General features: G+C 50.6%; 22 protein-coding genes. 9 read left to right on the top strand and 13 right to left on the bottom strand.

The annotated features are described in order from the left end of the window. Positions 1-48: 48 nt before the first annotated feature. Positions 49-1,935, bottom strand: coding sequence for a biosynthetic arginine decarboxylase (gene speA / locus HRH59_RS13305; RefSeq protein ID WP_173501760.1), 1,887 nt, complete (start codon positions 1,933-1,935; stop codon positions 49-51). Positions 1,936-2,070: 135 nt separating this feature from the next. On the opposite strand from speA, the gene speE reads away from it, so the two are divergent. After that, complete coding sequence (gene speE / locus HRH59_RS13300) at positions 2,071-2,925, top strand: polyamine aminopropyltransferase (protein ID WP_173501759.1); 855 nt, start codon at positions 2,071-2,073, stop codon at positions 2,923-2,925. Positions 2,926-3,062: 137 nt separating this feature from the next. After that, complete coding sequence (locus tag HRH59_RS13295; RefSeq protein WP_178089566.1) at positions 3,063-3,509, top strand: DUF4124 domain-containing protein; 447 nt, start codon at positions 3,063-3,065, stop codon at positions 3,507-3,509. Positions 3,510-3,556: 47 nt separating this feature from the next. On the opposite strand, the gene HRH59_RS19480 is transcribed toward HRH59_RS13295, so the two are convergent. Together HRH59_RS19480 and HRH59_RS13285 are read right to left on the bottom strand one after the other, a co-directional pair. Next, positions 3,557-6,421, bottom strand: a complete 2,865-nt coding sequence (locus tag HRH59_RS19480; protein ID WP_173501758.1) for a TonB-dependent receptor domain-containing protein — start codon at positions 6,419-6,421, stop codon at positions 3,557-3,559. A gap of 229 nt (positions 6,422-6,650) precedes the next feature. After that, positions 6,651-7,289 carry an OmpA family protein gene (locus tag HRH59_RS13285; RefSeq protein WP_173501757.1) on the bottom strand — a complete coding sequence of 213 codons (639 nt, stop codon included), beginning with the start codon at positions 7,287-7,289 and terminating at the stop codon, positions 6,651-6,653. 200 nt (positions 7,290-7,489) lie between these two features. On the opposite strand from HRH59_RS13285, the gene HRH59_RS13280 reads away from it, so the two are divergent. The 3 genes from HRH59_RS13280 to HRH59_RS13270 all read left to right on the top strand — a co-directional run bounded on the left by HRH59_RS13280 (position 7,490) and on the right by HRH59_RS13270 (position 10,269). Then, entirely contained in the window at positions 7,490-8,008 is a 519-nt protein-coding gene (locus HRH59_RS13280; protein ID WP_173501756.1) for a DUF4124 domain-containing protein, read from the top strand. A gap of 61 nt (positions 8,009-8,069) precedes the next feature. Continuing rightward, the gene (gene proB, locus HRH59_RS13275; RefSeq protein ID WP_173501755.1) at positions 8,070-9,176 is read left to right on the top strand and encodes a glutamate 5-kinase; all 1,107 of its coding nucleotides are present in this window, start codon (positions 8,070-8,072) and stop codon (positions 9,174-9,176) included. A 13-nt stretch (positions 9,177-9,189) separates the two neighbouring features. Then, a complete protein-coding gene (locus HRH59_RS13270) occupies positions 9,190-10,269 on the top strand; it encodes a glycerol-3-phosphate dehydrogenase/oxidase (RefSeq protein ID WP_173501754.1) in 1,080 nt (359 codons plus the stop codon). Here HRH59_RS13270 and HRH59_RS13265 read toward each other — a convergent pair. Then, positions 10,252-12,363, bottom strand: a complete 2,112-nt coding sequence (locus HRH59_RS13265) for a DUF6351 family protein (protein WP_173501753.1) — start codon at positions 12,361-12,363, stop codon at positions 10,252-10,254. The genes HRH59_RS13270 and HRH59_RS13265 overlap by 18 nt on opposite strands. 90 nt (positions 12,364-12,453) lie before the next feature. Beyond that, on the bottom strand, positions 12,454-13,773 hold the full coding sequence (argA, locus tag HRH59_RS13260; protein ID WP_173501752.1) for an amino-acid N-acetyltransferase: 1,320 nt from the start codon (positions 13,771-13,773) through the stop codon (positions 12,454-12,456). Between the two features lie 261 nt (positions 13,774-14,034). Between argA and HRH59_RS13255 the strand changes: the two genes are divergently transcribed. The 3 genes from HRH59_RS13255 (at position 14,035) to HRH59_RS13245 (ending at position 18,002) form a co-directional block, all read left to right on the top strand. Then, positions 14,035-15,465: a hypothetical protein gene (locus tag HRH59_RS13255; protein ID WP_173501751.1), complete on the top strand. Its 1,431-nt coding sequence runs from the start codon at positions 14,035-14,037 to the stop codon at positions 15,463-15,465. Positions 15,466-15,593: 128 nt separating this feature from the next. Further along, complete coding sequence (locus tag HRH59_RS13250; protein ID WP_173501750.1) at positions 15,594-16,613, top strand: helix-turn-helix domain-containing protein; 1,020 nt, start codon at positions 15,594-15,596, stop codon at positions 16,611-16,613. Positions 16,614-16,709: 96 nt separating this feature from the next. Further along, positions 16,710-18,002, top strand: coding sequence for a serine hydrolase domain-containing protein (locus HRH59_RS13245; protein WP_173501749.1), 1,293 nt, complete (start codon positions 16,710-16,712; stop codon positions 18,000-18,002). Here the strand turns inward: HRH59_RS13245 and HRH59_RS19585 are convergent. The 4 genes from HRH59_RS19585 to HRH59_RS13225 form a co-directional block, all read right to left on the bottom strand. Further along, positions 17,896-18,402, bottom strand: coding sequence for a hypothetical protein (locus HRH59_RS19585; protein WP_408015057.1), 507 nt, complete (start codon positions 18,400-18,402; stop codon positions 17,896-17,898). The genes HRH59_RS13245 and HRH59_RS19585 overlap by 107 nt on opposite strands. Positions 18,403-18,433: 31 nt before the next feature. Beyond that, the gene (locus HRH59_RS13235) at positions 18,434-18,862 is read right to left on the bottom strand and encodes a hypothetical protein (RefSeq protein WP_218573519.1); all 429 of its coding nucleotides are present in this window, start codon (positions 18,860-18,862) and stop codon (positions 18,434-18,436) included. A 214-nt stretch (positions 18,863-19,076) separates the two neighbouring features. Further along, positions 19,077-20,012 (bottom strand): SPFH domain-containing protein, encoded by a 936-nt coding sequence (locus HRH59_RS13230; protein ID WP_173501748.1) that lies wholly within the window; start codon positions 20,010-20,012, stop codon positions 19,077-19,079. Between the two features lie 40 nt (positions 20,013-20,052). Continuing rightward, complete coding sequence (locus HRH59_RS13225) at positions 20,053-20,499, bottom strand: NfeD family protein (protein WP_173501747.1); 447 nt, start codon at positions 20,497-20,499, stop codon at positions 20,053-20,055. 115 nt (positions 20,500-20,614) lie between these two features. Here HRH59_RS13225 and HRH59_RS13220 point away from each other — a divergent pair, with 115 nt between their 5' ends. Next, a complete protein-coding gene (locus HRH59_RS13220; RefSeq protein ID WP_231702501.1) occupies positions 20,615-21,541 on the top strand; it encodes a matrixin family metalloprotease in 927 nt (308 codons plus the stop codon). A gap of 9 nt (positions 21,542-21,550) precedes the next feature. Here HRH59_RS13220 and HRH59_RS13215 read toward each other — a convergent pair whose 3' ends face one another. The 4 genes from HRH59_RS13215 to HRH59_RS13200 form a co-directional block, all read right to left on the bottom strand. Next, positions 21,551-22,459 carry an ABC transporter ATP-binding protein gene (locus HRH59_RS13215; protein WP_173501746.1) on the bottom strand — a complete coding sequence of 303 codons (909 nt, stop codon included), beginning with the start codon at positions 22,457-22,459 and terminating at the stop codon, positions 21,551-21,553. Then, positions 22,456-23,289 (bottom strand): ABC transporter permease, encoded by an 834-nt coding sequence (locus HRH59_RS13210; protein ID WP_173501745.1) that lies wholly within the window; start codon positions 23,287-23,289, stop codon positions 22,456-22,458. The genes HRH59_RS13215 and HRH59_RS13210 overlap by 4 nt, the downstream gene beginning before the upstream one ends. Before the next feature lie 203 nt (positions 23,290-23,492). Continuing rightward, on the bottom strand, positions 23,493-23,840 hold the full coding sequence (locus HRH59_RS13205; RefSeq protein ID WP_173501744.1) for a RidA family protein: 348 nt from the start codon (positions 23,838-23,840) through the stop codon (positions 23,493-23,495). Between the two features lie 74 nt (positions 23,841-23,914). Then, positions 23,915-24,832, bottom strand: a complete 918-nt coding sequence (locus HRH59_RS13200) for a LysR family transcriptional regulator (RefSeq protein WP_231702500.1) — start codon at positions 24,830-24,832, stop codon at positions 23,915-23,917. Positions 24,833-24,893 lie beyond the last annotated feature (61 nt).

The raw sequence follows: 24,893 nt of genomic DNA, 5'->3' as shown, positions 1-24,893 counted from the left end.
CAGCAGGCGAGCCTGCTGTTAACACATCCGATCAGCTACCAGTTTACCTTAATCTTCAAAATAGGTGTAACCATAAACGCCGGCTTTCAGTTCATCCAGCATGTCGTCCTTGTTGCTGTCAGTCATCTCCAGCTTAGCTAACTGTCTGGTGTAGGATGCAATCAGTTTTTTCGCGTCAAACTGCACATAGCGCAGCACGTCCGCTACCGTGTCACCTTTAATAATATTGGTGAGTTTGTAGCTACCGTCTTCGGTTAGTTCAACATGCACCGAGTCGGTATCGCCAAACAGGTTGTGCAAGTCACCTAAAATTTCCTGATAGGCGCCCACCATAAACATACCCAGCAGGTATTGTTCGTCTTCTTTGTACAGCGGCAGTGGTAAGCTGGATTCAATACCATTGCCATCGGCATAGCTTTTTAACTGACCATCAGAATCACAGGTAATATCCTGAATAATCGCGCGATGGTTCAGTGGCTCATTCATGCGCTCCAGTGGCATCACCGGGAATAGCTGGTCAATACCCCAGGCATCCGGCATTGATTGGAACAAGGAAAAATTAACAAATAGTTTATCGGCCAACTTCTCGTTCAATTCATCATGAATGGCACGGTGTGAGCGCGCTGTCATATCCAGATTGGCTTTTACCCGGTTGATGGTGGCAAAGTAAATTTGCTCCAGTAATGACCAGTCTTTTAATGTCAGCAAGCCATGCACATATTGGGCATGAGCATCAGTAAAATAGTGCACGGCATCGTGGTAGGCTTCAATGGCAGTGCGGGGTGTCACGTTTTGATACGCTTCCCATAAGCCATGAATAACCGTTGGTGAGTCTTCGCCGGGTTCCGGCAGATTAACCAGACCGGGTGCGCGCTCAATATCAATCGCATCGGTTACCAGCACCGCGTGGTGTGCTGTCATGGCGCGGCCGGACTCGGTAATAATGTTCGGGTGCGGTAAGTCGTACTCGTCGCACACCTCTTTTAAACCATTAACCACATTACGGGCATACTCGTACATGGTGTAGTTCATCGAGCAGGCCGAACGGGATTTCGAACCTTCATAATCCACACCCAGGCCGCCGCCGACATCAACAGTAGTAATGGGCACGCCTAAGGTGCGTAACTCGGCATAGTGGCGGGCACACTCACGAATAGCATTGTGAATATCGCGGATATTGGCAATTTGCGAGCCGATATGAAAATGTACCAACTGCAGTAAATCCAGTTTGCCGGCATCGCGCAAAATATCAATGGCCTGCAATACCTGAGTAGCGGTTAAGCCAAACTTGCCTTTCTCACCGCCGGTGTTCTGCCATTTACCTTTGCCGACAGAGTTTAAGCGAATGCGGATACCAATCCGCGGTGCAGCACCTAAGTTGTCGATTTCGCGTAACAGCGTTTTCAGTTCAGACAGCTTCTCGACGACCACATACACTGTATGGCCCATCATCTGGCCAATAGTCGCCAGGCGCAAAAACTCGCTGTCTTTGTAGCCGTTACAGACAATTTGCAGTGGCTGATCGGTTACACCCAAAATCGCCATCAGCTCCGGCTTACTGCCGGCTTCCAGGCCTACTTTGCCGCTATCGTGGCTGATCAGACGTTTTACCACCGAAAACTGCTGGTTTACTTTAATCGGATAAACCGCAGTGTACTGGCCCTGATAGTCTTTTTCTGCTTTGGCTCGCTGGAACGATTTGATCAGCGTATCAACGCGGTGCTGCAGAATATCAGTAAAGCGTACCAGCACAGGCAGGGTTAAGCCCTCCTCTTTAAAACGTGCCGTAAGCTCAGGAAAGCGGATGCCTTGTTTACTGTGGTCCTGGTCCGGATAAGCAACCAGATCACCGTCAGTATTAACATCAAAATATCCCTCACTCCAAACTGCTACGTTATAGATAGAGCGTGCTTTTTCAGTACCCCAGTCGGCCATTGTCGTTCCTTTAAAATTAAGATGTGCATAGTTTAAAGCCAATGCAGTAAAGCTGCAGCAAAAACCGTCGAAATATTTGTCCTTGGCGGCGCAAGAGGGCAAAATATGCGGCTAATTTGTTTTGAGGGTAATACTATGTCTGGCGACAACACTTGGTTCACTGAAATTTTCGCTCCCAGCGGCAGCGCCTTTGGTTTGGCTATCACTAAAAAACTGGATGAAGTGCAGTCGCCATTTCAGAAGATAGAAATGTTTGAAACCACCCACTTCGGTAATCTGATGGTGATTGACGGCGTTATTATGCTGAGCAGCCGCGACAACTTTTTGTACCACGAAATGCTGAGCCATCCGGTGCTGTTTACTCACGCGAACCCGAAGAATGTAGTGATTATTGGTGGCGGCGACTGCGGTACTCTGCGCGAGGTGTTAAAACATCCCGGTGTAGAAAGCGTAACGCAAATTGATATTGACGAGCAGGTTACGCGGATGGCGGAAAAATACTTTCCGGAGTTGTGTTCGTCTAACAATGACCCGCGCGCTACCTTGAAGTTTGACGACGGTATTAAGTTTATGCGCGAGGCCGCGCCGGAGTCTGTTGACGTTATCATTGTTGATTCTACCGATCCTATTGGCCCGGGCGAAGGTTTATTTAACCGTGCTTTTTATGACAGCTGTCGCAAAGCACTGCGCCATGGCGGTATTTTAGTGCAACAAAGCGAATCACCGCTTATTCATATGCCATTGTTGAAGGACATGCGCGGTGCCATGCTGGACGCTGGCTTTGATGCCCTGCAAACGCTACTGTTCCCGCAAATGGTGTATCCGTCCGGTTGGTGGACTTGTACTTTGGCACGAAAAGGCGCCGCGTTTAACGGCTTTCGTGAAGCGGATGCCGCCGGTGCGCCATTTAGCACAGAGTATTACAATGTCGATGTGCATAAAGCCGCTTCTGCCTGGCCAAATTTTATGAAAAAAGCGCTATTGGCTTAAATTTGCCGGACACAGTTGTCAGCCTGATAAAACTGCTACACTGACATCAGGCTGAACAGAGAAATAAATTGCTAAGCCAGCTTGCGTATTTGGCAAGCTTTCTGTACATTTATTGCTCATATGTGGGGTGCAAAATAATGAAATATTGTTACTTGTTGTTTTTAGGTGCATTTTCCGCACAAGCTGCGGTGTATAAGTGTGAGCAAAACGGCGTAGTTGAGTTTAGCCAGTTTCCCTGTGCTGCTGAAGCAGAGCAGGTAGATATGCGACCACTCGGTACGGCGATGATTGGCACCCGCAGCGAATTTAAACAGCAAGTAGATGCACTTAAACGCCAGGGGCGTTTTGTTGAGTTTCAGATCAGCAAGCTGGAACAGGAAAAACAACAACAGCTGGATGTACTTAAATCAGATTTGTACAAGTTGCGTCGCAGCTTCCCTAAAGCAGAAGAACTTGCGACATTGCAGCAAAAGATTGACCGGATGGAACAGCAATACGACGAGAAAATTCAGGCCGAACGCAGCAATCTTGCCAGCCTGAAATTAAAAGCCGGTAATCTGGAACGGCAATACGCGCAAAACTAAGTGTCCCCTCCTGTTAAGAAAAAGCCCCGCGCCGCGGGGCTTTTTGCTTACAAGCTAAAGGTGGCGCGCAGATACCAGTATCTGCTACCCGGCATATCATAGGTTGACGGGTCATAGCCATTTAAGGAGCAGGATAGACAAACCGGTGGCTCTTTTCCAAATAGGTTATTGATACCGAAACTTAGCTGCATGCCTGACAATACCGCGTCAGTGCGCCAGCTTAATTGGGCATCATGGTAAGTGGTGCTACCAAGGCGATTTTGTCCTACTTTAGGGTTATTGCGGCAAATGGCAAAGCTTGCTGCATCGCCACAGCTTTCTTCCAGATCACTGGTATAGCGCATTGTCCAACCGGCTTGCCAGGCATTAAGCTTCCAGTTTAATGCCAAATTACCGCTCCACTCCGGAATTGCTGAATCGTTGGCTTCAATGCCGACTGTTTTTGGTTGCAGCTGACCATTGGCATCCAGGACTTTGTAATCTTCAACCAGGGTCGCGCGCAGTTTTACATCAAATTGACCAAAGCTGGTTTGTGGCAATAACCAGCCGATATCGAAGTCCAGGCCAGAAGTGTTAATACTGCCAATGTTAGTCAGGACGTTATTAAACTGATCTATCGCACCTAACTGGTTGCGCCCAATGCCATTACAAAATGTGTCCGACAGCGTTTGCACACACAAATTCAGTTGCGTCTGTGCATCCAAAGCCTGAATTGCACCTTCAAGTTCATGCTGATACCAACTGACACCGATGTCCAACCGCTCCGACCAAGCCGTTGCAGCAGCAAACTCCGGACTGAACACCATACCAAGATTGTAGCTGGTCGAAGTTTCCGGGGCCAGATCGCGATTACCGCCAGTGACAACACTGATTTGCGGGTTAGGTTGCTGATAGTTTACCGGCACGCCTAAGCTTGCGCAATTTGCTGCCAGCGCAGCTGTTGGCTCAGAGCATGGGTCCGATAAAACGGCGTCAAAGCCACTGGCAGAACCAAACAGCTCGCCGATGTTTGGTGCCCGGAAGCCTTCAGACCAACTGCCGCGGAACAACAGCTCATCCTGCATTAACCAGCGAAAACTTACTTTGCTGGTGGTCTCACTGCCAAATGTTGAATAATCGGAGTAACGGCTTGCCAGGCTTAAATCCAGTTGTTTTGCCAGTGGCAGATCTGCCAGCAAGGGGACATTAAACTCGACAAATAATTCATTAACATTGAGTGAACCTGAAGTGGGTAAAGACACTACACCATTGTATTCACCCGCTACGGTAAGACCGTCCGGGTTGTATTCACCGGTGTATTTCCGATATTCCCAACCTGAAGCAAAGCTTAGTGCGCCGGCTGGCAGTTCAATCAAGTCACCGGTGAAGTTGGCAGAGTACAAGCTTAGTTTGTTTTCGCTGGTATCGCGAACAATCGGTTGAATATAGCCGAGCATATCGGGCGTGATACTGCCAACGCCAAAGATATTTAACGGCACACAAGCAGGATCAGCCTGACAGCTTGCTAAAGGCCCCAGTGCGGTAGCAACGCGCCTTGCATTATAACTGCCGAAGTTATCTTGTTTGGCTCGGTTAGTGCTATACGCTGCATTGACGTCCCAGTAATAAAGATTACCGGCTAATTCCAGTTGGCCTTCGATACCCGAGCCAATATAAAAGGTGTCTACGTCTTGCTCAAAGCGTCTGGCTCCGCCCTCAAGCGGGCGTTTACCAGCCAGCTCCAAAATGGGGTCGGCACCTGATGCTACCAAGTCAAAACCAAACGGGTTGTATGGATTGTCAGCGGCAATGGTCAAATTATCCATCCAGTAGTTGCTGGGCGAGAAGGTGCCGATAAACATAGGCTCCGCGGCTGCCTGATTCACGCTGCTGCGCTGGTTGTACAAAGCGCGTAGGTACCAGTTGGTATCAGGTGTAAATTCATAGCGTTGCTGTGCGTAAAGTGACACTCTTTTGCTCGGTGTTTGCAACAGGTTATAACTGGAATAGTTAAAACGGTCTGCTGTGGTAAAGCAGTGAAAGTCATCGGTACGGTCACAGCTATCGCCGAGGGTTGGATCGTAATTCGGGCTGGTAATGCCGGCGTTTGGCACTAAATCTAATGAGGCGCCAGTATTTGGGTCATTGATGATAAAGCGGCCACCTGGAATAGCTGAACTGCCAAAAGCCAGGCCGGTGCCCGGTACTGGCAGGCTGGACTGTGCTCTGGTATCAGCCGCAACAGACTTTTGTTCGTTGTAGCTGGCTGCCATAAAATAGCTGTGTTTGTCACTTTCGCCGCCAAAGCTTAGTTCAAATGTGCTGGTATCACCGTCGCTTTTGCTAAATTGGCCAAAGCTGGTGCTAAGGGTTACGCCGGTCGCGGCGCGGCGGGTAATAATGTTGACTACGCCGGCAATGGCATCCGAACCATAAATAGATGAAGCACCATCTTCCAACACTTCAATACGCTCGACGATCGCCAGCGGTATAGTGTTTAAATCCACTACACCCCCAACTCCTGAGGCAGAGCTCTCGTTCACCCAGCGAATACCATCGACCAGCACCAACACCCGTTTTGCACCCAAATGGCGTAAATCTACCGTTGTGGCGCCCGCACCAACGCCGCCCCCATCCGGTGGAAAACCAAAGTTGCCGCTGGAATTAAACTTTGTATTAAGTGCTGAACCCGAAGCTGTAATATTCTGGATAATGTCACCAATAGATGACAAACCAGAGCGATCGATGGCGTCACGGTCCAGAATTTGCACCGGACTACGGCCCTCCAACTCTGTCTGTTTAATGCGGCTGCCGGTAACTTCAATACGTTCGACACTTTTGTCTGTAGTTGTTTCCTGAGCTTCAGCGTTGATAGAGATCAGACTGAGAGCGCTAAGTACACCTAGTGATATGGGTGAATAGTAGATGCGCATGCAGTATTCCTTATTGTTATTTTAACGAATAACTGCCAACAACATGCTTGATACATACTTCTGGCCAAGCAATAAGCAGCGAAATGGACTCATGTCAGATGAGTTCAGCGAAAAGCTTAGCTAAGAGTTTGTATTTTGTAAAAAAAGTTTAATTTAAGTTCTTTTTAGGTGTAATTTTTGCGTGGCAGCCGGCGGGGAGCCGGCTGGGATTACTTTTGCTAGTCAGTAGTTACTCAACAATCGGCTCTATATGAATTTCAACCCTACGGTTTAAAGTACGGTTAGCCTCTGAGGTGTTCGGTACCACCGGGTAATTCGGGCCATAGCCCTTCGTTTCTACCCGAATAGATTGTACATTCTGCGCCAGCAGATATTGTTTTACACTGTCGGCCCGCGCTTGGGACAAATTCATATTGTATTGATACGGCCCGGTATCGTCAGTGTGGCCTGCCACAACCAGCATCGTTTTTTCATAATCACGCAGTACCTTGGCTATATCATTAAATACCGGATACAAGTTAGAACGGATATCTGAGCGGTTAACATCAAAAGTTAATTGTGCCGGAATATCCAGCCGTAGTTTATCGCCTTCGCGTACTACTTTAACTCCGCTGCCGCTGAGTTCTTCGTTCAGCGCTTTTTCCTGCTTATCCATATAGCTGCCGACAGCGGCACCTGCCAGCGCGCCTACGGCGGCACCAATAACCAGACGTTTATCTTTGTGATTGCCGGTTGCTTTACCGGCCACGGCACCTACGACAGCGCCGATAGCAGCACCTTTAGTGGTGTTGGAGTATTCAGTGGAAGCGCAACCTGCGACAACCAGGCTGGCAGACATTATCGAAACTAACAATGAGGAACGGCGCATAATACACTCCGGAACGTTGGTTATAGCCAGCTTAGTTTATTCAGCTGAATTCGTGCTGAACTATAACGGCTTTAGCTTTATGCTTTTGTTGTTTTTTTGTATATTTTGTGTGCTTTGTTCACTTTGCCGGCATTTTTCAGTATTGTAGGCGGGTTTAATTACGCTCAGCACAGCTGATGCGGATAAAAAGGAATTGAATAATGACAATAATTGCGCGCTTTTTAATAGTGCTTGGCAGTGCTTGCATGATGCAACCTGTTGTAGCAGAAGTATATAAATGCACAGACAGCACCGGCGAAGTCGTATTTCAGGGCGAGCCGTGCCGCAGCGGTGACGAAGTTAAACTGGATATCCGTTTTGCTGAGCAATCACAACAAGCTGTCGATAACCTGATTGCCGGCAGTTGGTGCGAAGTGGGTACATCTGATGTGCCGGATGGTATGGTGCAGCAAGACAGTGCTATGCGTAAAACCTGGATTTTCAGCGAGCGCCAGATGGTGCAACACATCAGCCAACAGCAGCGGATGGACACTTTTAAGTATGCTATCCGTCAATCGCCGGGCTCTTTTGTTATCGATCATCCGGCATTTGGCAGTGGTCAGGTAAGCTGGCAGGTAAAAAAGCTGACCGATGATCAACTGGTGCTGGCCGCTTATGGTGGCTTTACCCATCTGTCTGCCGGCAATTGTGAAATTGCTATGGCAAGGACAAAGAATTGAATAGACATATAGACACCCAAACTTTAAGCTGCTGATACTACTGCAGCACTAAGGTGTGTCTATGTTGAATTCAGCCTGGCGGCGCATTGTTATCAAGGTTGGCAGTGCGCTGATTTCCCCCGATGCTAAAGGGTGTTCTACCCGCTATCTATTGGCTATTGCCCGCTTTATCAGTGAATGTCGTCAGCTCGGAACAGAGGTAGTATTGGTATCATCCGGCAGCGTGGCGGCCGGCCGCTCTGCTATTGCCTTTGCCCATCAACCGCTGCCAATCAATATTAAGCAAGCGATGGCGGCAGTAGGCCAAACGCAGATGATGGCGACCTGGAGCAACCTGTTTGATTTTCGTTGTGCACAAATTTTACTGACACATGATGATTTAGCTGACCGGCGCCGTTACCTGAATATCGACAATACGCTACGTACTTTGCTGGCTAACCAGGTACTGCCTATCGTTAACGAAAACGACAGCGTGGCCACGGCTGAACTGAAAGTAGGTGATAACGATAACCTGGCAGCGATGGTGGCGGTATTGGTGGATGCCGATGCACTGATTATTTGCTCGGATATTGATGGCCTGTACAGTGCTAACCCCAGAACCACGCCTGAAGCCCGCTTTATACCTAAGGTAGCACAGATAGATGCCGGCATTTATGCCATGGCCGGTGGCAGCCATCATGCTATTGGCACTGGTGGCATGCTGACTAAAATTCAGGCAGCAGAAAAAGCCACTAAACTGGGCGTCGATACGTTGATTATCAACGGCCAAAAAGCCGGAAGCTTTGACATGTTGTTGCGTGGAGAGCAGGCTGGTACCTTGTTTTTGCGCCAACAGGACCGGCTTAGCGCCAAAAAACATTGGTTGCTTAACAGCTTAAAAAGCCAGGGCAGTATCGTGCTCGACAGTGGAGCAGTGCAGGCCTTGTTGCATAAAGGCGCATCGCTACTGGCAAAAGGCGTTACCGCAGTAAATGGGCGCTTTGATAAAGGTGATGCAATTTGGTTGTGCGACAGTGGCGGTAAGCAATTGGCTAAGGGCATTTGCCAATACAGCGCGACTGAGCTGCAGTTAATCAAAGGCTTACACAGTCAACAAATTGCTGATACGCTGGGTTTTTGCCCCAGTGAAGAAGTGGTGCACCGGGATGATATTGCGCTGACAAGTTAAAGACAGGTGGCGGATGAAAATTGCGGTAATTGGTGGTGGCATTAACGGCTTAAGCAGCGCCTGGCAGCTGGCGCTGGCCGGATATAATGTTAGTTTGTTTGAGCGCGACAGCCTGATGCAGGCCACCAGTGCTGCGTCATCGAAATTACTGCATGGTGGCTTGCGTTATCTGGAGCAGGGCGAATTCCGCCTGGTGCGCGAAGCGCTGCAGGAGCGGCGCTGGTGGCTGAAAAAGGCACCGCAACTCACGCGAAGGTTACCCATCTTATATCCCTTGTATAACGACTCGCGTCGTGCCCGCTGGCAGTTAAAAATAGGCCTGTGGCTGTACGACGCCTTTGCCGGTCGCAAAGGTATCGGCCGCCATCGCTGGTTAACGGCAGCGCAAGCGCTACGCTGCTCACCACAGTTAAAGGCAGAAGGCTTAAGCGGTGCTTACCTGTTTTTTGACGGTCAGATGGATGATCAAAAGCTGGGGCTGTGGATGGCGCAGCAATGTCGCAAAGCCGGTGTGCAATTGTTTGAACACAACCCAGCGCAGCAGGTGGCCGCCGATGGCCGCGTGTTGCTTGGCAATGGCTGGCAACAGTTTGATCGGGTGGTAAATGTGGCGGGGCCCTGGAGCCAGCAATTGCTGAAACAGTCGGGATTAGCACAGCAGCCGCTGGATTTAGTGCGCGGCAGCCATTTGCTGCTGCCGGCGATAAGCCGCTACGGCCATATGCTGGAGGTGCCGGGCGAAGCGCGCATTGTATTTGTACTGCCGTATCAGGGTAACACCCTGCTTGGCACGACCGAAGTACGCCAGCAACTGGATGAGCCGATTAAATGCTCTGCTGCAGAGCGTGATTATTTGCTTGATGTATATAACCATTATTTTCAACAGCGAGCCGGTGCTGCAACCGTATTAGCCGATTTTGCCGGCGTGCGGCCATTGCTGGGCGGCACTGCCAACGCCAGCAAAGCCAGCCGCGAATATCAGCTTAACTGGCAGGGCCAATTGTTGACAGTGTCCGGTGGTAAATGGACCACTGCGCGGGCGCTGGGTAAACAGGTTAGCCAGCGCGTAGCGCAGTCAATAGGGAAAGGCTAGCTCTGCAGGTAACGCCTGATCCGGCAGATTGTAATCACAGACTCCCGCCGGGAACACGGCCTGTAATTGTGCAGCATAAGGTTGCATATCCAGTGGCAAATAATCACCCCTGGCTATGGCAACATCTACGCTGATTAAAGCACAGTTAAACATCAAACCATGTGCCGGTGCACCGGCCTGCAACCGGCTGTTACTGAGTGGCGGATAAGTCAGCGCGCATAACTCACCTGTTTGCCATACGGTTGCGCCGCCGGCAATAACGCTGCCGTCGGCGGCAAAGCATTGATCTGTAGCCTGTGCCGGTTTTTGCTGTTGGCTTAACCACTGATCCATTAAGGCAATAGCCTGCGGCAGTGGGGTGTGATCAGGGTGGCTAACCCAAATCAGTTGGTTATCGGCATGGCCGTTACGTTTTATTAAGCGTTCGCGGGCAGAGAACGACGGCTGCAGATGATGCATATCCAGCTGTGGATCCAGGTAGTGGCGCAAATCCAGAATCGGTTTGTCGGTCATACCCAAAAATAACTGGCCGTAGCGGTAAGCGCGACCGAGCGCCTGCTGGTCGGCACTAAAACGTGCTGCCGGGCTGTTACCGGTGCGGCTGATAATATTCTGCCGGCTAAATGCACTTTGCCACAGCGGTACATCTATAAACGGCAGATACGCGATGCGCTCAGCCTGCTTTTGCGATTGCTGCTGCCAACTGCCGACGGCGCTATTCAGTGCAATAAACTCAGCCACACTCAGCTCGCCTGTTTTTACTGCCTGCAGGCCATACTGCACACCGTTATTGGCCCACAAGCTATGGCCAAAGCCATGTTGATCTTTACCATAAATGCCGGCCATATCGCCCCAGTAGCTCCAGTTTACCTGTGGCAAAATCTCATCGGTGGTAAGCCGTTTCAGCTTACCCTGAGTTGGGTTGTGTACCAGTGATGACAAGCCCAGCCAGGCATTATGGCATTGGGTGGCACCATCCGGCAGGGTTGGCCAGATTCCGCTGCTGAGCTGGGCTAGCCACACCTGCGCTTCGAACTTGAGTGAGTACGCAGCCGAGACGCTGAGGCCCTCCACTGATTGGCGTTGCGTTATTGATTGCCAGCGACCTTTGTCTGCAGCGCCGAAGTAGTAATAGTTATGCAGCAAATCGCAGTCCAGTGCATACAGGGTTTGACTGAGCATATCCGGATAGCTGTACAGCGCTATGCCGCCGTCGAGTAGATCGGGGTGATTTTGCAGCAGTAAATACTGCGCTATACCGCCGCCGGAACCGCCAATACCCAGCGTATACAGTGGCTGGCCATACAAGCTGATAAACTGGCGCTTTACCCGGCTGGCAGTATCTTCGGCCAGTAAAAAGTTATAGCCATAGCTGGTTTTATTAATGCTGGCACTGGCTACGGCAAAACCCTGGCGCAGTTCGTCCAGCCGGTCGCGGATCAGCCGATCTGGTCGCAGGTAGCCCTGGCGGTAACCAATACCTACGCCGCCGTAAAACTGGTAAATCAGTTTACGGTTCCATAGCGTCGCGCTGTTACGCGTAGTGGTTTCTGCTGCCTGCACCGGCATCAGCAGGTAGTAAAAATGCCGGTTTATCGTGCCAAGTTCAAGCCGTACCAATAAATCATCTGCTGCAGGCTGTTGCTGCTGATAGGGGCTGATGCTGCCATCAGCACTAACATAAAAGTACAGTAACTGTACCGGATGCAGGCAGTCTTTGCTGTAGCCTGTTGTTGCACCGTGCTGTGCTACAGCCACGCCATAACCTTGTTGATTATCAATTAGCGGGGCGCTTAGGCCTTGTCGGTTGAAATCGCAATACAACGGGTAGCTCAGGCCGCCGCTGTAAAGCGGTATTAGCGGGCCGGGCTCACCGAGCGCAATAGGATAAGGGTAGGGATCGTCCGGCCTGGGCGTGAGGCGGATATGCTGTGTTATCTGTAACAGCGGCCCGGCTTGCGCCGGCGCTATGGCTTGCACCGGGTTAGGCTCGCGCCAGCGCTCACCCGGAGTGCTGCTGAATTGCAGCACCAGCCAGAGTGCCGTTAACAGTGCTGACAGGCCAAATAACAAACTGAGCAACAAGCTGCGCACAAGATCCTCCGCCAGCGGCCAATAACTTTAGTGTAGTCAGTTGGCAGCGGCCGGCAGAAAATTTTAGCGTTGAACTCGCCCCGCCCGGTATTACAACGTAATAGCGAGGATTTTTGACCGGCGTTGATAGTTGTATAACTGCTTTTTCTGTGCCGGTAAATCATCTACCGTCAGCAGCTCAAAGCCATGCTCTAAAAACCAGTGAATGCTGCGTGTGGTTAAAGCAAACAGTTTGCTGTATTTCTGCTGCCGCGCTTGCTGAATAACAGCTTTAAGTAAAATGCTGCCGCGGTCGGCATCGCGATAATCCGGGTGCACGGCTAAACAGGCAAATTCACCGACGTTATCTTCCGGAAACGGATACAGTGCGGCACAGCCGATAACCAGGCCGTCGCGCTCAATTAAGCTGAACTGGTTAATTTCCATTTCCAGTTGTTCACGCGAACGGCGTACTAATAAGCCTTGCTGTTCCAGCGGTCGGATCAAATCTAAAATACCGCCAATGTCAGAAATAGTCGCCTGACGCAGCTTTTCTGCCGATTCGGTAACAATTTGAGTACCGATACCATCGCGCGAGAACAGTTCCTGCAGCAGGGCGCCGTCTTCGTCGTAGCTGACTAAGTGGCAACGTGGCACGCCGGCACGGCAGGCGGTAATAGCAGCATGTAAAAACGCCAGCGTACCCGGGCAGGCTTCGGGTTGCTGTTCCATCCGCAGCATAATTTGCTCTGCAGCATTGGGCATCAGCTCTGCGGTAATTTCGCCATCGGCACCAACAATACCGCCTATTTCGCTAAAGCCAATCATTTTGTCGGCTTTAAGTTTTATCGCTACCTGAGTAGCAATATCCTCGGCAGTTAAGTTAAAACTTTCACCCGTTACTGAGGCGGCAATTGGCCCCATCAACACTATGCCGTTATTATCCAACTGGCGGCGGATACCGGCGGCATCAATGCGCCGGACACGGCCGCTGTGGTGGTAATCTATGCCTTCGTCCACGCCCAGTGGTTGGGCAATAACGAAGTTACCGCTAACCACGTTAATTTGTGCGCCCTGCATCGGCGTATTACTTAAGCTCATCGATAAGCGCGCGGTAATATCCAGTTGCAGCGCACCGGCAACCTGTTTAATCAGTTTGAATGAATCATCATCTGTTACCCGCACCCGGTTGTGGTAAGCCGGTTCAAGCCCGGCTTGTTGCAAGGCGGCGTTGATTTGTGGCCGCGCGCCATACACCAGTACCACTTTAATACCTAAGCTGTTTAACAGGGCCACATCATTAATAATGCTGCGAAAGCCGCTTTGCATAATGGCCTCACCACCGAGCATCACCACAAAGGTTTTGCCGCGATGTGCATTTACATAGGGGGCAGACTGACGAAAACCGGAAACAAGTTCAGTAGTGCGCACGGGCGTTGGGCTTCCTTTTGATAAGACTATAGCTGTATAGGACATAAAGATGGCAGCTGTATGACAAAATGCCAAGTTGAGCTGCGGCAAAGCCGGCATTTTAGGTGATAAGTGGTTTTATATCCACTTTTAAAGCATATTTATGCCGATTTGTTGGGCTGTGTTTTTGCCCGCTTGAATTGCCGATGACTGCTGCTTAATGTAAAACGATACATTGAGTTTTCATCAAGCGCTTATGATTTGCAAGCCTGGAGGTAACGGATGCAAAAACAACATAATACCGGCAGTAAAACGTCGGGGCGGCCCTGGTTCGCATTGGGTGTCCTTAGTCTGTTTATGCTGGTCGGTATTGCTGGTGGTTTCGATTTTTTCAGCGCTGGTCAGATTGGTGCGGGTCTGGTGTTCGCCGGCATGTTTTGCGGTATATCCGGTTTGATGATGTTTCTGTTGTTGCATGGCCAAAACCAAACGCTGGCAGAGCAGGCAATGTTGCAAGGCCAGGCCCCTGCAGCTGGCATCGCCAGCAATAATAAGACTGGCTATCAGGTCATGCTCGGCATGGGCGTAGTATTTTTGGGCTTCGGTGTACCTATTAGTTATTTGGCACTGAGTGACGAGTTGCCCAAGGGCAATTATGTGGTATTGCTGGTGCTGCTGTTTCCGCTGGTGGGAGCTCTACTGATATGGCAAGGCCGCCGCACGATGCAGCACTGGCAAAAAATCGGTAAAACACCGTTCTTCGCTGAGCCATTTCCCGGCAATGCCGGTGGTCAGGTCGGAGGCTATTTTACGTTGCAACATGGCCGCTTTGCGCAGATGCCGCAGGCAGAGCTGAGCTGTTTGCATGTGTACCAAAGTGGCAGCGGTAAAGATCGCACCACCCATCGCCAGCCGCTATGGCACAGTCAGGCTGTGGTGTCGCGCAGCGTCGACGGTAAACACTGGCTGGTGTTGGATGTGCCGGCGGAGTTACCGGCCAGCGGCAAAGATGCGCGTTATAAAGGTCGCATAGAGTGGCAGTTAAGCTGCAACGGTGAGTTACAGCAGGGCAGTGAGCGGCTTAAATTTAGCCGGCAATGGACACTGCCGGTGATCAGCGGTACAGCACGTTGTGTTTGGCAGCCGCATGCCAGCGAAGTGGCGTTGCAGCAACAGCAGCGCCAGGTTGCCGCCTTTGATGCTGCCGCCAGCCAGATCCTGCAACAGGTGCAAGGTGATAGCTTGCGGTTGGTCAGCAAAGCCGGCCGCCATACTGGTACTGCACTGGTGTTAATGTTATTCGGGGCTATTTTCACCGGCTCCGGTGTGTTTCTCAGCTTTGAAGCCATGCGTCAGGGCGGCATGCTCTGGCTAATGGCGCTAACGTTTACGCCTATAGGCTTGCTGATTTTATGCTACGGCCTGTTCTGGCTTGGCCGCGGTCTTAAAGCCGGTATCGCACCGGGTACCGTGCAGATGCAGCGCGCTATGTTTGGCATTACGTTGTATCAGCGCCAGGCTGCCCTGAGTAATGCGGAGCAGCTGCAGATTAAACAAACCATGGTATCTACCAACAGCGAAAACCAGCGCACCGAGTATTACTGCCTGCAAGCCAAAGCCGACGGCAAAACCTTACTACTGGCCGAAGGCATTACCGGCCGCGACGCGGCAGAGGCACTAAAGCAACAAGTGCTTGAAGCATTACTGCGCTGATTATTTTTGAAAACACAAGCCGCAGTCACGGCCTGTGTTGTTTGCTATAGTGCCCTTGGTTACCTTTTTGGCATTGCTTTAGTTATTACAAGGAAGATACCAGCCAGATGCTACTCACTGACGTTCAGATGTTAGACCTGTTTTTTCGTTTTGCGGCTGTCGGGCAACTGATCTTGCTAATGCTGTTGCTCTGGCGCAGTAAGGTGATAGTTACCAAGGCCGCCATGAGTGTGCTGCTGTTATGTTGCATTGCCTATATATTGCTTACGGCGCCTGTTGATGATGTCCATTATGGTTGGTTAAGGCCGCCGCTGTTGTTCTTTACTGACCTTACGGCCTATGCGCTGTTGGCGGTGTACTGGCATGCAGTGCATAACCAAAGTTTATTGTCACAGCTGTCTGGTTGGTTAAAAGTTATGCTTAGCCTTTGGCTGGTATGGCTGTGTTACTTCTTTTTGCTGCTGCAAGGCAAAGGCTGGTTTCATGATATCCATCACGCAGTGCTGCTATTGGTGCTGGCTTTTGTCGTTATCGATGCCTTCACCGGCCTGAGCGATGACTTAGTTGAACGTCGACGCCGGCTCAGAATCGGCATTATTGCGGCTGGCGGCGCTTATATGGCCGTGTTGACGCTGCTGGAATTTTCCCCATTGGCCATAAAAGATCATGGGCTGTTCAGCAGCATTAATGCCGGGCTTATTTTTGCGACTACATCACTGATTGCAGTTTATCGTTTAGCCGGCTTTCGCATTGAGCAGCAAGCTGATGTGGCAGAACCCGCTTGGTACATTGATGCTGCTGAACTGCACAGCGACAATGCCGCAGTTAGGTTGCTAAAAAACAAAATGGCCGCCGGTTTGTATGCAATTAACGGCCTGAGCATTAGTCAGTTGGCAGCAGAGCTTGGCATGCCGGTATATCAGTTGCGGCAGTTGATTAATGTCGAATTAGGTTTTGATAACTTCTCGCAGTTTGTTAACAGTTATCGTATACCTGCAGTTTGCGCCAGATTGGCAGATGCCAAAGACAATGATAAGCCAGTACTGACATTGGCGCTTGAGGCTGGTTTTAATTCTATTGCACCCTTTAATCGTGCCTTTAAGCAGAGCGTGGGTATGACACCAAGCCAATATCGCGCTCAATTTTAACAATCGATCAGACTTTTTTCAGTTTCGATAAGACAGGTCGCCGCCTTAGTTCTATTTTGCAGCAGCTCTATTTCACTACTTTAAGGAAAGCTGTAAATGCGGAAAAAAATTATCGTGGCGCTAATGCTATTATTGCTGGCTGGTGCTTATGCCTTTTTACAACCGGTGTATCAGTTCTTTAGCCACAAGGGGGGCTTGCCAATGCCTTTTTGGGGCTTTGTTAGCATTGCTGAACCGGTGCCAGAGCTCAGTCGGGTGTTGGACAACAACTACCGTGAAGCTGCAGATACGGCGATGCAGCAGTTAAAAACGCATCGCCGGGCTATTAACAGCCCGGGTATCTCTGCAGCGGTAGCGATAGAGGGTAAGTTGGTGTGGCAAGGTGTTGCCGGCTGGGCCGATATCGCTGCAAAGAAGCCAATAAGCCCGCAAACACAGTTCAGAATTGGCAGCACATCCAAGGCGCTGACATCAACCTTGCTGGCCCGCATGGTGCAGCAAGGCAATATTGAACTGGATACCCCGCTGCAACGCTACAAACTGAGTGAGCGCAACCCGGCTTGGCGCAATATTACACCGCGGCAATTGGCTTCGCATATGGCGGGTATACCGCACTACGATGAAAACACCGATTGGCGGGGGCTATATAAAACCATAGCATTAACCACACGCTACCAGGATGTTGGCGCAGCACTTGCCGTATTTGATGACAGTAAAATGTTGTTTTTGCCGGGCGAACAGTTTAGTTACTCCAGTCTGGGTACGGTTTTGCTTAGTGCTGTAATGCAGGAAGCAGGTAAAACCCGTTATGCGCAACTAATGCAAACGCAGGTGTTCGCGCCATTGGGGATGACCGACACCGCTATTGAGCCGGAAATTGGCGCTACAGCACAAGATACTGCACAGCTGGCACGTTTTTACTGGCGTAAAGATGAATCGAAGCCGGTTGTCAGGGTATGGCGCGATGTCGATTTAAGCCATCGACTGGCAGCCGGTGGCTTTATTTCTACCTCTACAGATTTAGTTAAACTGGGCCTTGGCTTTCTGCGTGATGATTTTGTTGCACCTGCTATCAGGCAACAATTCTGGACGCCGCAACAGCTGAACAATGGCGAGGTGAATGAGCAGCAATACGCTATTGGCTGGCGGGTTAGAGATTATGATTTTGCACAGCCGCTGGGTGTGCTGTTTACTGCCAATCATGGCGGTGTTTCCAGAGGTGCGCAAAGCTGGTTGATGGTAATACCGGAGTTCAACATGGTTGTAGCAGCTAATATTAATACTACAACTGAGCATTTTTGGGACTTTGGTAAAGTGTCAACTGAGTTGGTGCGGGCATTTTTGCTGGCGCGGCAACAGCAGACGTTAACGCTACAGCCGTCAGACTAATAATAAGCATTGCACGATCTGATTGATTACAAACCACAGGCCAGCCATGGCATGTGGTTTTTCTTGTACAATAGGCGCGGTTGGCGGCTATATCGCTGCTAAATTCCACGTTATCGCCGTTTAACAGCCCAATTTGTAGCAGGTTGCTGTATTGCGTATTTATCTGCGCCGCCAATTCTGTCGCCCACAGTGCGTTGGCAATATTGTTGGCAGTGATCTGCCGGCTTTGGTCTATCAGCTCCTGGCCTGAAGCGTCAAACAACCGCAGCTGCGCATAGCCGCCGACTTCGGCCGGGGTATACAGTACCGCCGGGCCGCTACGAACGGTTGGTAATGGCACCTGCGGCGTGTAGCAACCGGCGTCGGCAGGCACATCACTTTGTTGGTAAATCAGCTGCAGCTGGTTCCAACTGAGTGGCTCGCTGCCGGCATCAAAGCCGGGTTTGCTTAAATATAAACTTGCCAGAAGCTGGGGTTATTGGTGTGGTAGCGCGAAACCGCAGCGTTAGCTCGCTGCTTGTCGCCAGATCGATAACAATCAGCAATGAAATGGTCAATGCGCCTGATATTCTGGCGAAAAACTTGGGAAACAGCGCACCGAGCACCATCGTTATGCCTGTTACTACACCGGTTATTTTTATAGCTTCCACTACCAAGTCTGGGTCGTAGCGCGATACGGCAATATTGATAATCAAACCAAATGGAACAACAACAAAGTTGTAACCAATAAAGCTTACCAGCGGGCTGTCAGATTTGGTGAATAAATACACACCCAAGAAACAGCTGGCGAAATACCCGAGGAAAAATATCCACGGTGAAATGGACTGAATAGACGCCACCGGAATAGTCGATACCATCATCCAGTTAACCCAGAAGCCCCAACACAGCACAGCGCCAATAATAAGATTATATAATCTTGAGCTGACTACGGCTGCACTAACCTGTTTACGCTCAAATATTTTTGCTTCCATCACGGCACAGACGTCCTTATGCACTTAACGCAGATATAAAGAAAAGCCTATGCTTGAACATAGGCTTTTCTGTGTGTTTTTGTTGTTAGCCGGATCTACCGTTTTACTTCTTCGGCTGGGCGATTTTTAAGATTTCGGTTAAACCGGCAACCGCACCGCCGATATTGGCCAGTTCGGCCGGTACTATCATGGTGTTGTTAACCTTGGCCAGGTTACCGAATTCTTTAACGTATTGCTCGGCTACGCGCAGGCTTACGGCTTCTGAACCGCCCGGCATGTTAATGGCTTCAGCAATTTGGCGGATACCTTCGGCGGTGGCAACGGCGATAAGCTCGATTTCGCGGGCGCGGCCTTCGGCCTCGTTAATCTGGCGCATCTTGTCACCTTCAGACAGGTTAATGACCTCCTGCTTCTGGCCCTCTGACACGTTAATCATCGCTTGGCGCTCACCTTCAGACTTGGCAATAGCGGCGCGGCGTTCACGCTCGGCGCGCATTTGTTGCTCTAACGCATCTTTAATGCTTAACGGCAGTTCAATATCAGAGATCTCATAGCGCAGCACCTTAATGCCCCACGGCGAGGCCGCTTCGTCCAGCGCTTTTACCACTTCTTCGTTAATTTTGGCGCGCTCTTCAAAGGTTTTATCCAGGTCGGTTTGGCCGATAACCGAACGCATAGTGGTTTGTGCCAGCTGCGATGCCGCATAGCGGTAATCGTTAATACCATAACTGGCTTTGTGCGGGTCTACCACCTGCAAATACAGCACGCCGTTAATGCCTACCTGGATATTGTCGCGGGTAACACAGGTTTGCCGCTCTACGTCGATCACTTCTTCTTTTAAACTGTGGGTATAGGCCACTTTATCGATAAACGGGATCAGGATATGAAAGCCGGAATCCAGCGTGCGTGAGTATTTACCTAAACGCTCTATGACGAAATTACTTTTCTGCGGTACCACGCGCGCGGTTTTTACAATGGTAATAACAACGGCGATGGCAAAGCCGGCCATTAAAATAGTGTTGATATCGATGGTTTCCACCAGATTTACTCCTTAAACAGATGGTAAGCGTTATAAAAAATCAGTTTGGTTTGGTGGCAGATACCACCAGTTTAATACCGTGATTGGCCACCACCCAGGCGACATCACCGGCTTTTAAGTCATCATTTGACTCGGCATCCCACTGTACACCGTTTAGCACTACGCGGCCGGCGCCCTGAACAAAATCGCTGTGTACCGTAACGCGACAGCCAATATCTTCGGCAAAGCCAGAAGGTTGTTCGTTGCTGTCGGCGGTATACCCGACAAACCAGCGCTTAAAACGACCGCGGGCGCTGAACAGTAATACCAGTGACAGTGCGCCAAACAGCAAATACTGCATGCTGTAACTTTCAATTACACCAAAGTGCAGCAATAACCCGACAATAATGGCGGCGATGCCGAGAAACACCGCCACAATACTGGTAGCCAGCAGCTCAGATAAAATCAGCACTATGCCAATGATTATCCAGATGGTCGCAATATCCACTTAATTTGCTCCGTAACAATTGTTATGCTGCACATTAACGTAAGGCATACAAAGCGGTCAATCGAATACGTACTTGCTTTGTAACAGGGTTTTTCGCCACCGGCCGGGAGCTGCAATGAAGTTTGTTCTGCGTGCGTTGTTTTACAGCGCTTTGTTATATGCCTGCTATCAGTTATTTGCCGCTATGTCGCGCCAGGACACGGCACTGCCGCAGCTGTTGCAAAACTATGCCGATAAATCGCTGCAGCAGTATTTATGTCAGGCGCCGGTGACCTGGCGTATTGGCCGGCTGGACCCGGCGTTTGATTTAACCCTTGAACAGGCCGAACAAGCAGCGCATGCGGCGGCGGCACAATGGAATACTGCGCTTGGCCGCGAGCTGTTTCGTTATGACAGCCTGGATGGTTTACCGATTAACTTTGCCTATGACGAGCGACAGCAGCAATTACTGCAACAAGCTTTACTGCAGCGTAATATCGCCCGCTACGACAGCAATATAGATCAGCGCGGCGCCAGCCTGATACAGCAAAGTGAACGGCTGAAACAGCAACAGCAGCAGTTTGAACAGCAAAACCGCCGCTTTGCGGCGGCAGTAGCTGCCTTTGAACGTAAGGCGCAGCAGGTGAATGCGGCTAATCGCAGCGCCTTACAGCAAGAGCAACAGCAACTTAATGCGCAACAGCAGCAGCTACAACAACAGGCCACGGCTCTGAATACCGAGCAACAGCGACTGCAGCGCGAACAACGTTATTTAAATGAAACCGTAGCTGATCGTAATGCGTTGTTGCCGTTACAAGCCAGCGTTGCGACAACAGCTGAAGTGGGCGTTATGGAAATTAAAGGCCGCCAGCGCAGCATGACCATTTATGCCTATAAAACCCTCGCCGATTTACAGCTAACCATGGCGCATGAATTTGGCCATGCGCTGGGAGTGGGCCATACAAGCGGTGAGACATCGGTGATGCACCACCAGTTAAATGCTGCGCAGCGCCGGCTGACAGCTGAAGATATACAAGCGCTGCAGCAGCAGTGTGGCTTTTAATCGCCGGCGTTAATTGGCGCTAAACAGCTTTTGCTCCAGCGTTTGGCCTTTTACAAGGTTACGGTAACGCCAGCCGTTAGCAGCAAGACATTGTAATACTGCCAGGTCAAAGTCGTTGTTTAGCTGTGGGTTGTAACATAACACCAGCTGTTTTTTCTGTTCGGCGCCCAGGCTGATCAAGCCGGGCAGCTGGCTAAGTGCCGCAGTTACCTCTGCGCTGTTATCCTGCTCCAGCACTAAGGTCAGGTACTGCGCCGCGTTATCGTCCGCTGCTGTGGTCTGTTGTTTCAGCTGTCCCTGCTCTAAATACAGTACTTTGTTACACAGCTGCTCCAGTTCAAAAATATTATGCGAGCTGATCATAAAACTTACCCCGTCACTTAAGCGGTTAATAAGCTGCCGGATTTGCAAGGCATTAACCGGGTCCAACCCGGCGGTAGGTTCATCCAGCAGAATAAGCTGCGGTGCGCCGATAAACGCCTGGGCAATAGCGGCTCTTTTACGCATACCGTGGCTTAGTGCCGCCGCTTTTTGTTGCGCCTGGTCAGCTAAATCAACTAACGCCAGTACGCGTCGCGTTTCCTGTTGTGCCGCTTTTGGGCTCAGGCCCTGCAAACGGCCGTAAAAGTCCAGTTGCTCAGCAATACTAAACGCAGGGTCAAACTGCGCATCTTGCGGCAGCGCGGCAACTTTACCGAACAAGGCGCTGCTACCCGGTTTATGGCCAAACAGGCTGACACTGCCGCTGTCTGGCAAAGCATAACCGCACAGAATACTGAACAGGGTGGTTTTGCCGGCGCCGTTCGGGCCGATCAATGCCGCCACATCGCCTGACGCCAGCTCAAAGCTCAGCTGTTTTAGCACGGTTTTACTGCCAAAGCGTTTGCACAGATCGCGGCATTGGATAATCGTACTCATAAGGCCTTCCTTTTTAATAACAGAACAGCAACACTCAGCAGTATCAGGGTTTGCAGCAGTGGTAACAACGCATGCTGCAGTGTTTGCCAACCGTGTAACGGCAGCAACTGCAATACCTGGGTGCCCGGCAGATAACCGAGTAAAAACAGGAAGTCGGGAAAGTAGAAAATAAACCAGCTTAGCAGCGCAAACAGCAAACCCAGGCTAACAATAGCCAGGCTGACCGCCAACCGCGAAGAGCGTACCAGAGCAGAAAAGCCGCTCATCAGCGCAGTAAAGGGGGCCAACACCAACAGCAGGTTAACGCTGATAACTGCGGCCGCGTGCAGCATCGGCAGTGTTAAACCGCCTTCACGCCAGGCCGCCAGCGACAAGGTGGCAGCCAATGACAGCAAAATCAGACAACCCTGCACCAACATTTGGCCGGCGAAACGGCCCAGCACTATGCTCAGCCGGCTGCTGCGCAGGGCAAGATAACGCAAAGTGCCGCGCTCAAGATCGCTGCACAGCTGATTAGCAGTAAAAAACAGGCAAAAGGTTGGCAACAGCAGTAAACTCAGCACCCAGTAAATGGCCAGTTCTGCTGCCGGCCAGGCAAACAGCTGGCTTAAACCGGCGCTGCCGAACATATCGCGAAACAACTGCTGAAAACCATCAGAGGCTACCAGATTGCTTGCCGGTGCGATGGCGTAGCGCAACAGAAAAAACCAAATCACGGCGGTGGCGGTTAACGTCATCACGCCGCGGCGGGTCAGCCACAAGCGGCGTAGTTCAAAACCGGCATATAAACCGGTGTGTTGTAACGTTTGCTTGAATCCGGGTATTAGCATGTTGTTCCTGCCATCGTTATACGCTTTGCAGCATAAGTTGGTGTTTAATTCGCTGTGTAATAACGTATAGCAGAATTGATGCCATTAAATAGTTGTTTAAATTCAATCTGTTGTGGTTATCGCTTTATCGTGAGATAGCAAATAGCACGAAAAAATCGCCAATTTAACCATTTAGCCTGCATCAGAGCAGGCCTGCGGTATGATTACTGTGCAGCGATAATCTTAATTTCAACTTTCCACTGCGGGTCGGCCAGCTTAGCTTCTACCGTGACGCGGGCCGGGGCATGGCCGGGTGCTACCCAGTTATCCCAGGCTAAGTTCATCGCGGCATAATCGGCCATATCAGCCAGATAAATGGTGGTGTCAACCAGCTTGGTTTTATCACTGCCGCACTGCGCCAATAGTGCATCAACTTGCGCCAGTACATCTTCGGTTTGTAAGGTTGTATCGGTGCTGCGGGTGTCCGGTACCATACCGGCACAAAAAATTAAGCCGTTAACAATTACCGCTTCAGAATAGCGGCTGGCGGGTAAAATACGTTGTATGGTCATGCATTACTCCTCAGATTGGTTGCTACAGGCTAACCTGAACTTCTGCCGCTGACCAGTCGGAGCAGTGCGCCTGTTTATGTTGTTTGCGTAAACGCCTGCAATAGCACAGTAAGCTGCGGATGCAGTAGTTCGCGTTGGGTGGTGATGATGTAGAAATTTTCATACACCTGCGGCAATGCCAGGTACTTTTGCAACCGGCCACTTTTTAGCTCGTCTTTTACCACAACCTCAGGCATCACGCTTAGTGCACCGCTGTCACGCGCCAACAAGCGTAGCATCGCCATATCGTCGGCTTCAGCCACTACGTCCGGCCGCAACTGATATTGCGCGGCCAAGGCATCAAAAGCAGTACGGATTGGACTTTGCACCGGCGGCAATACCCAGCGCTGCTGTTGATAAGCGGCTAAATTATCGCTAGGCGCCTTACCCGGTGGGCCAATGACGGCTACCGGCTGGCGGGCCAGCAGGCGGCATTGCCACAGTTGGCTGTCGTTGCCTTGTACCGCAATGTTACTCAGTACCAGATCCAGCTGGTGCTGCGCCAGGGCATTAAGTAACGCAGTCTGGTTCATCGACACCAGGCTGTAACGGCTGTCAGCTGTTGCCAATAACGGCGTAATAAAGCTTTCAATAAAATTACGCGACATGGTGGCCAGAGTACCAATGCGTATCGGGCTGCTTTGCGGCTGCATGCCTTTTAGCAGCAGTTGCTCCAACTCGGCACCGCGGCTGAAAATATCTTCAGCATATTTTAATGTCTGATAACCACTGTCGGTCAGCACCAGTTTGCGGCCCTGGCGTGAAAACAACTGCACCTGCATGCTGTGTTCTAATTGCTTAATTTGCGCCGACAAAGCTGACTGCGAAATATGCAGCCGCTGTGCGGTCTCGGTAAGGTTGCCGCCTTTAGCGACCTGCCAGAAATAATACAGATGGTGGTAGTTCAGCCGGTTCATCGCTTTGTTAAATAGCCCTGTTAATGGTTCTGTCAAAGTGAACGTTTAGTCATTTATTATGTATTTTACTTATACTAGTGCGCTGCGCACAATAGCG

The sequence above is a fragment of the Rheinheimera lutimaris genome (assembly GCF_013283795.1).
GTDB lineage: Bacteria > Pseudomonadota > Gammaproteobacteria > Enterobacterales > Alteromonadaceae > Alishewanella > Alishewanella lutimaris.
The sequence above is the reverse complement of the archived record's forward strand: the minus strand, read 5'-3'. Positions and strand labels throughout refer to the sequence as shown.

Excerpts from the sequence above, each read along its gene's own strand:
- speA (WP_173501760.1), bottom strand. The coding sequence starts at position 1,935 with ATGGCCGACTGGGGTACTGAAAAAGCACGCTCTATCTATAACGTAGCA.
- speE (WP_173501759.1), top strand. The coding sequence starts at position 2,071 with ATGTCTGGCGACAACACTTGGTTCACTGAAATTTTCGCTCCCAGCGGC.
- HRH59_RS13295 (WP_178089566.1), top strand. The coding sequence starts at position 3,063 with ATGAAATATTGTTACTTGTTGTTTTTAGGTGCATTTTCCGCACAAGCT.
- HRH59_RS19480 (WP_173501758.1), bottom strand. The coding sequence starts at position 6,421 with ATGCGCATCTACTATTCACCCATATCACTAGGTGTACTTAGCGCTCTC.
- HRH59_RS13285 (WP_173501757.1), bottom strand. The coding sequence starts at position 7,289 with ATGCGCCGTTCCTCATTGTTAGTTTCGATAATGTCTGCCAGCCTGGTT.
- HRH59_RS13280 (WP_173501756.1), top strand. The coding sequence starts at position 7,490 with ATGACAATAATTGCGCGCTTTTTAATAGTGCTTGGCAGTGCTTGCATG.
- proB (WP_173501755.1), top strand. The coding sequence starts at position 8,070 with ATGTTGAATTCAGCCTGGCGGCGCATTGTTATCAAGGTTGGCAGTGCG.
- HRH59_RS13270 (WP_173501754.1), top strand. The coding sequence starts at position 9,190 with ATGAAAATTGCGGTAATTGGTGGTGGCATTAACGGCTTAAGCAGCGCC.
- HRH59_RS13255 (WP_173501751.1), top strand. The coding sequence starts at position 14,035 with ATGCAAAAACAACATAATACCGGCAGTAAAACGTCGGGGCGGCCCTGG.
- HRH59_RS13250 (WP_173501750.1), top strand. The coding sequence starts at position 15,594 with ATGTTAGACCTGTTTTTTCGTTTTGCGGCTGTCGGGCAACTGATCTTG.
- HRH59_RS13245 (WP_173501749.1), top strand. The coding sequence starts at position 16,710 with ATGCGGAAAAAAATTATCGTGGCGCTAATGCTATTATTGCTGGCTGGT.
- HRH59_RS13235 (WP_218573519.1), bottom strand. The coding sequence starts at position 18,862 with ATGATGGTATCGACTATTCCGGTGGCGTCTATTCAGTCCATTTCACCG.
- HRH59_RS13220 (WP_231702501.1), top strand. The coding sequence starts at position 20,615 with ATGAAGTTTGTTCTGCGTGCGTTGTTTTACAGCGCTTTGTTATATGCC.
- HRH59_RS13215 (WP_173501746.1), bottom strand. The coding sequence starts at position 22,459 with ATGAGTACGATTATCCAATGCCGCGATCTGTGCAAACGCTTTGGCAGT.
- HRH59_RS13210 (WP_173501745.1), bottom strand. The coding sequence starts at position 23,289 with ATGCTAATACCCGGATTCAAGCAAACGTTACAACACACCGGTTTATAT.
- HRH59_RS13205 (WP_173501744.1), bottom strand. The coding sequence starts at position 23,840 with ATGACCATACAACGTATTTTACCCGCCAGCCGCTATTCTGAAGCGGTA.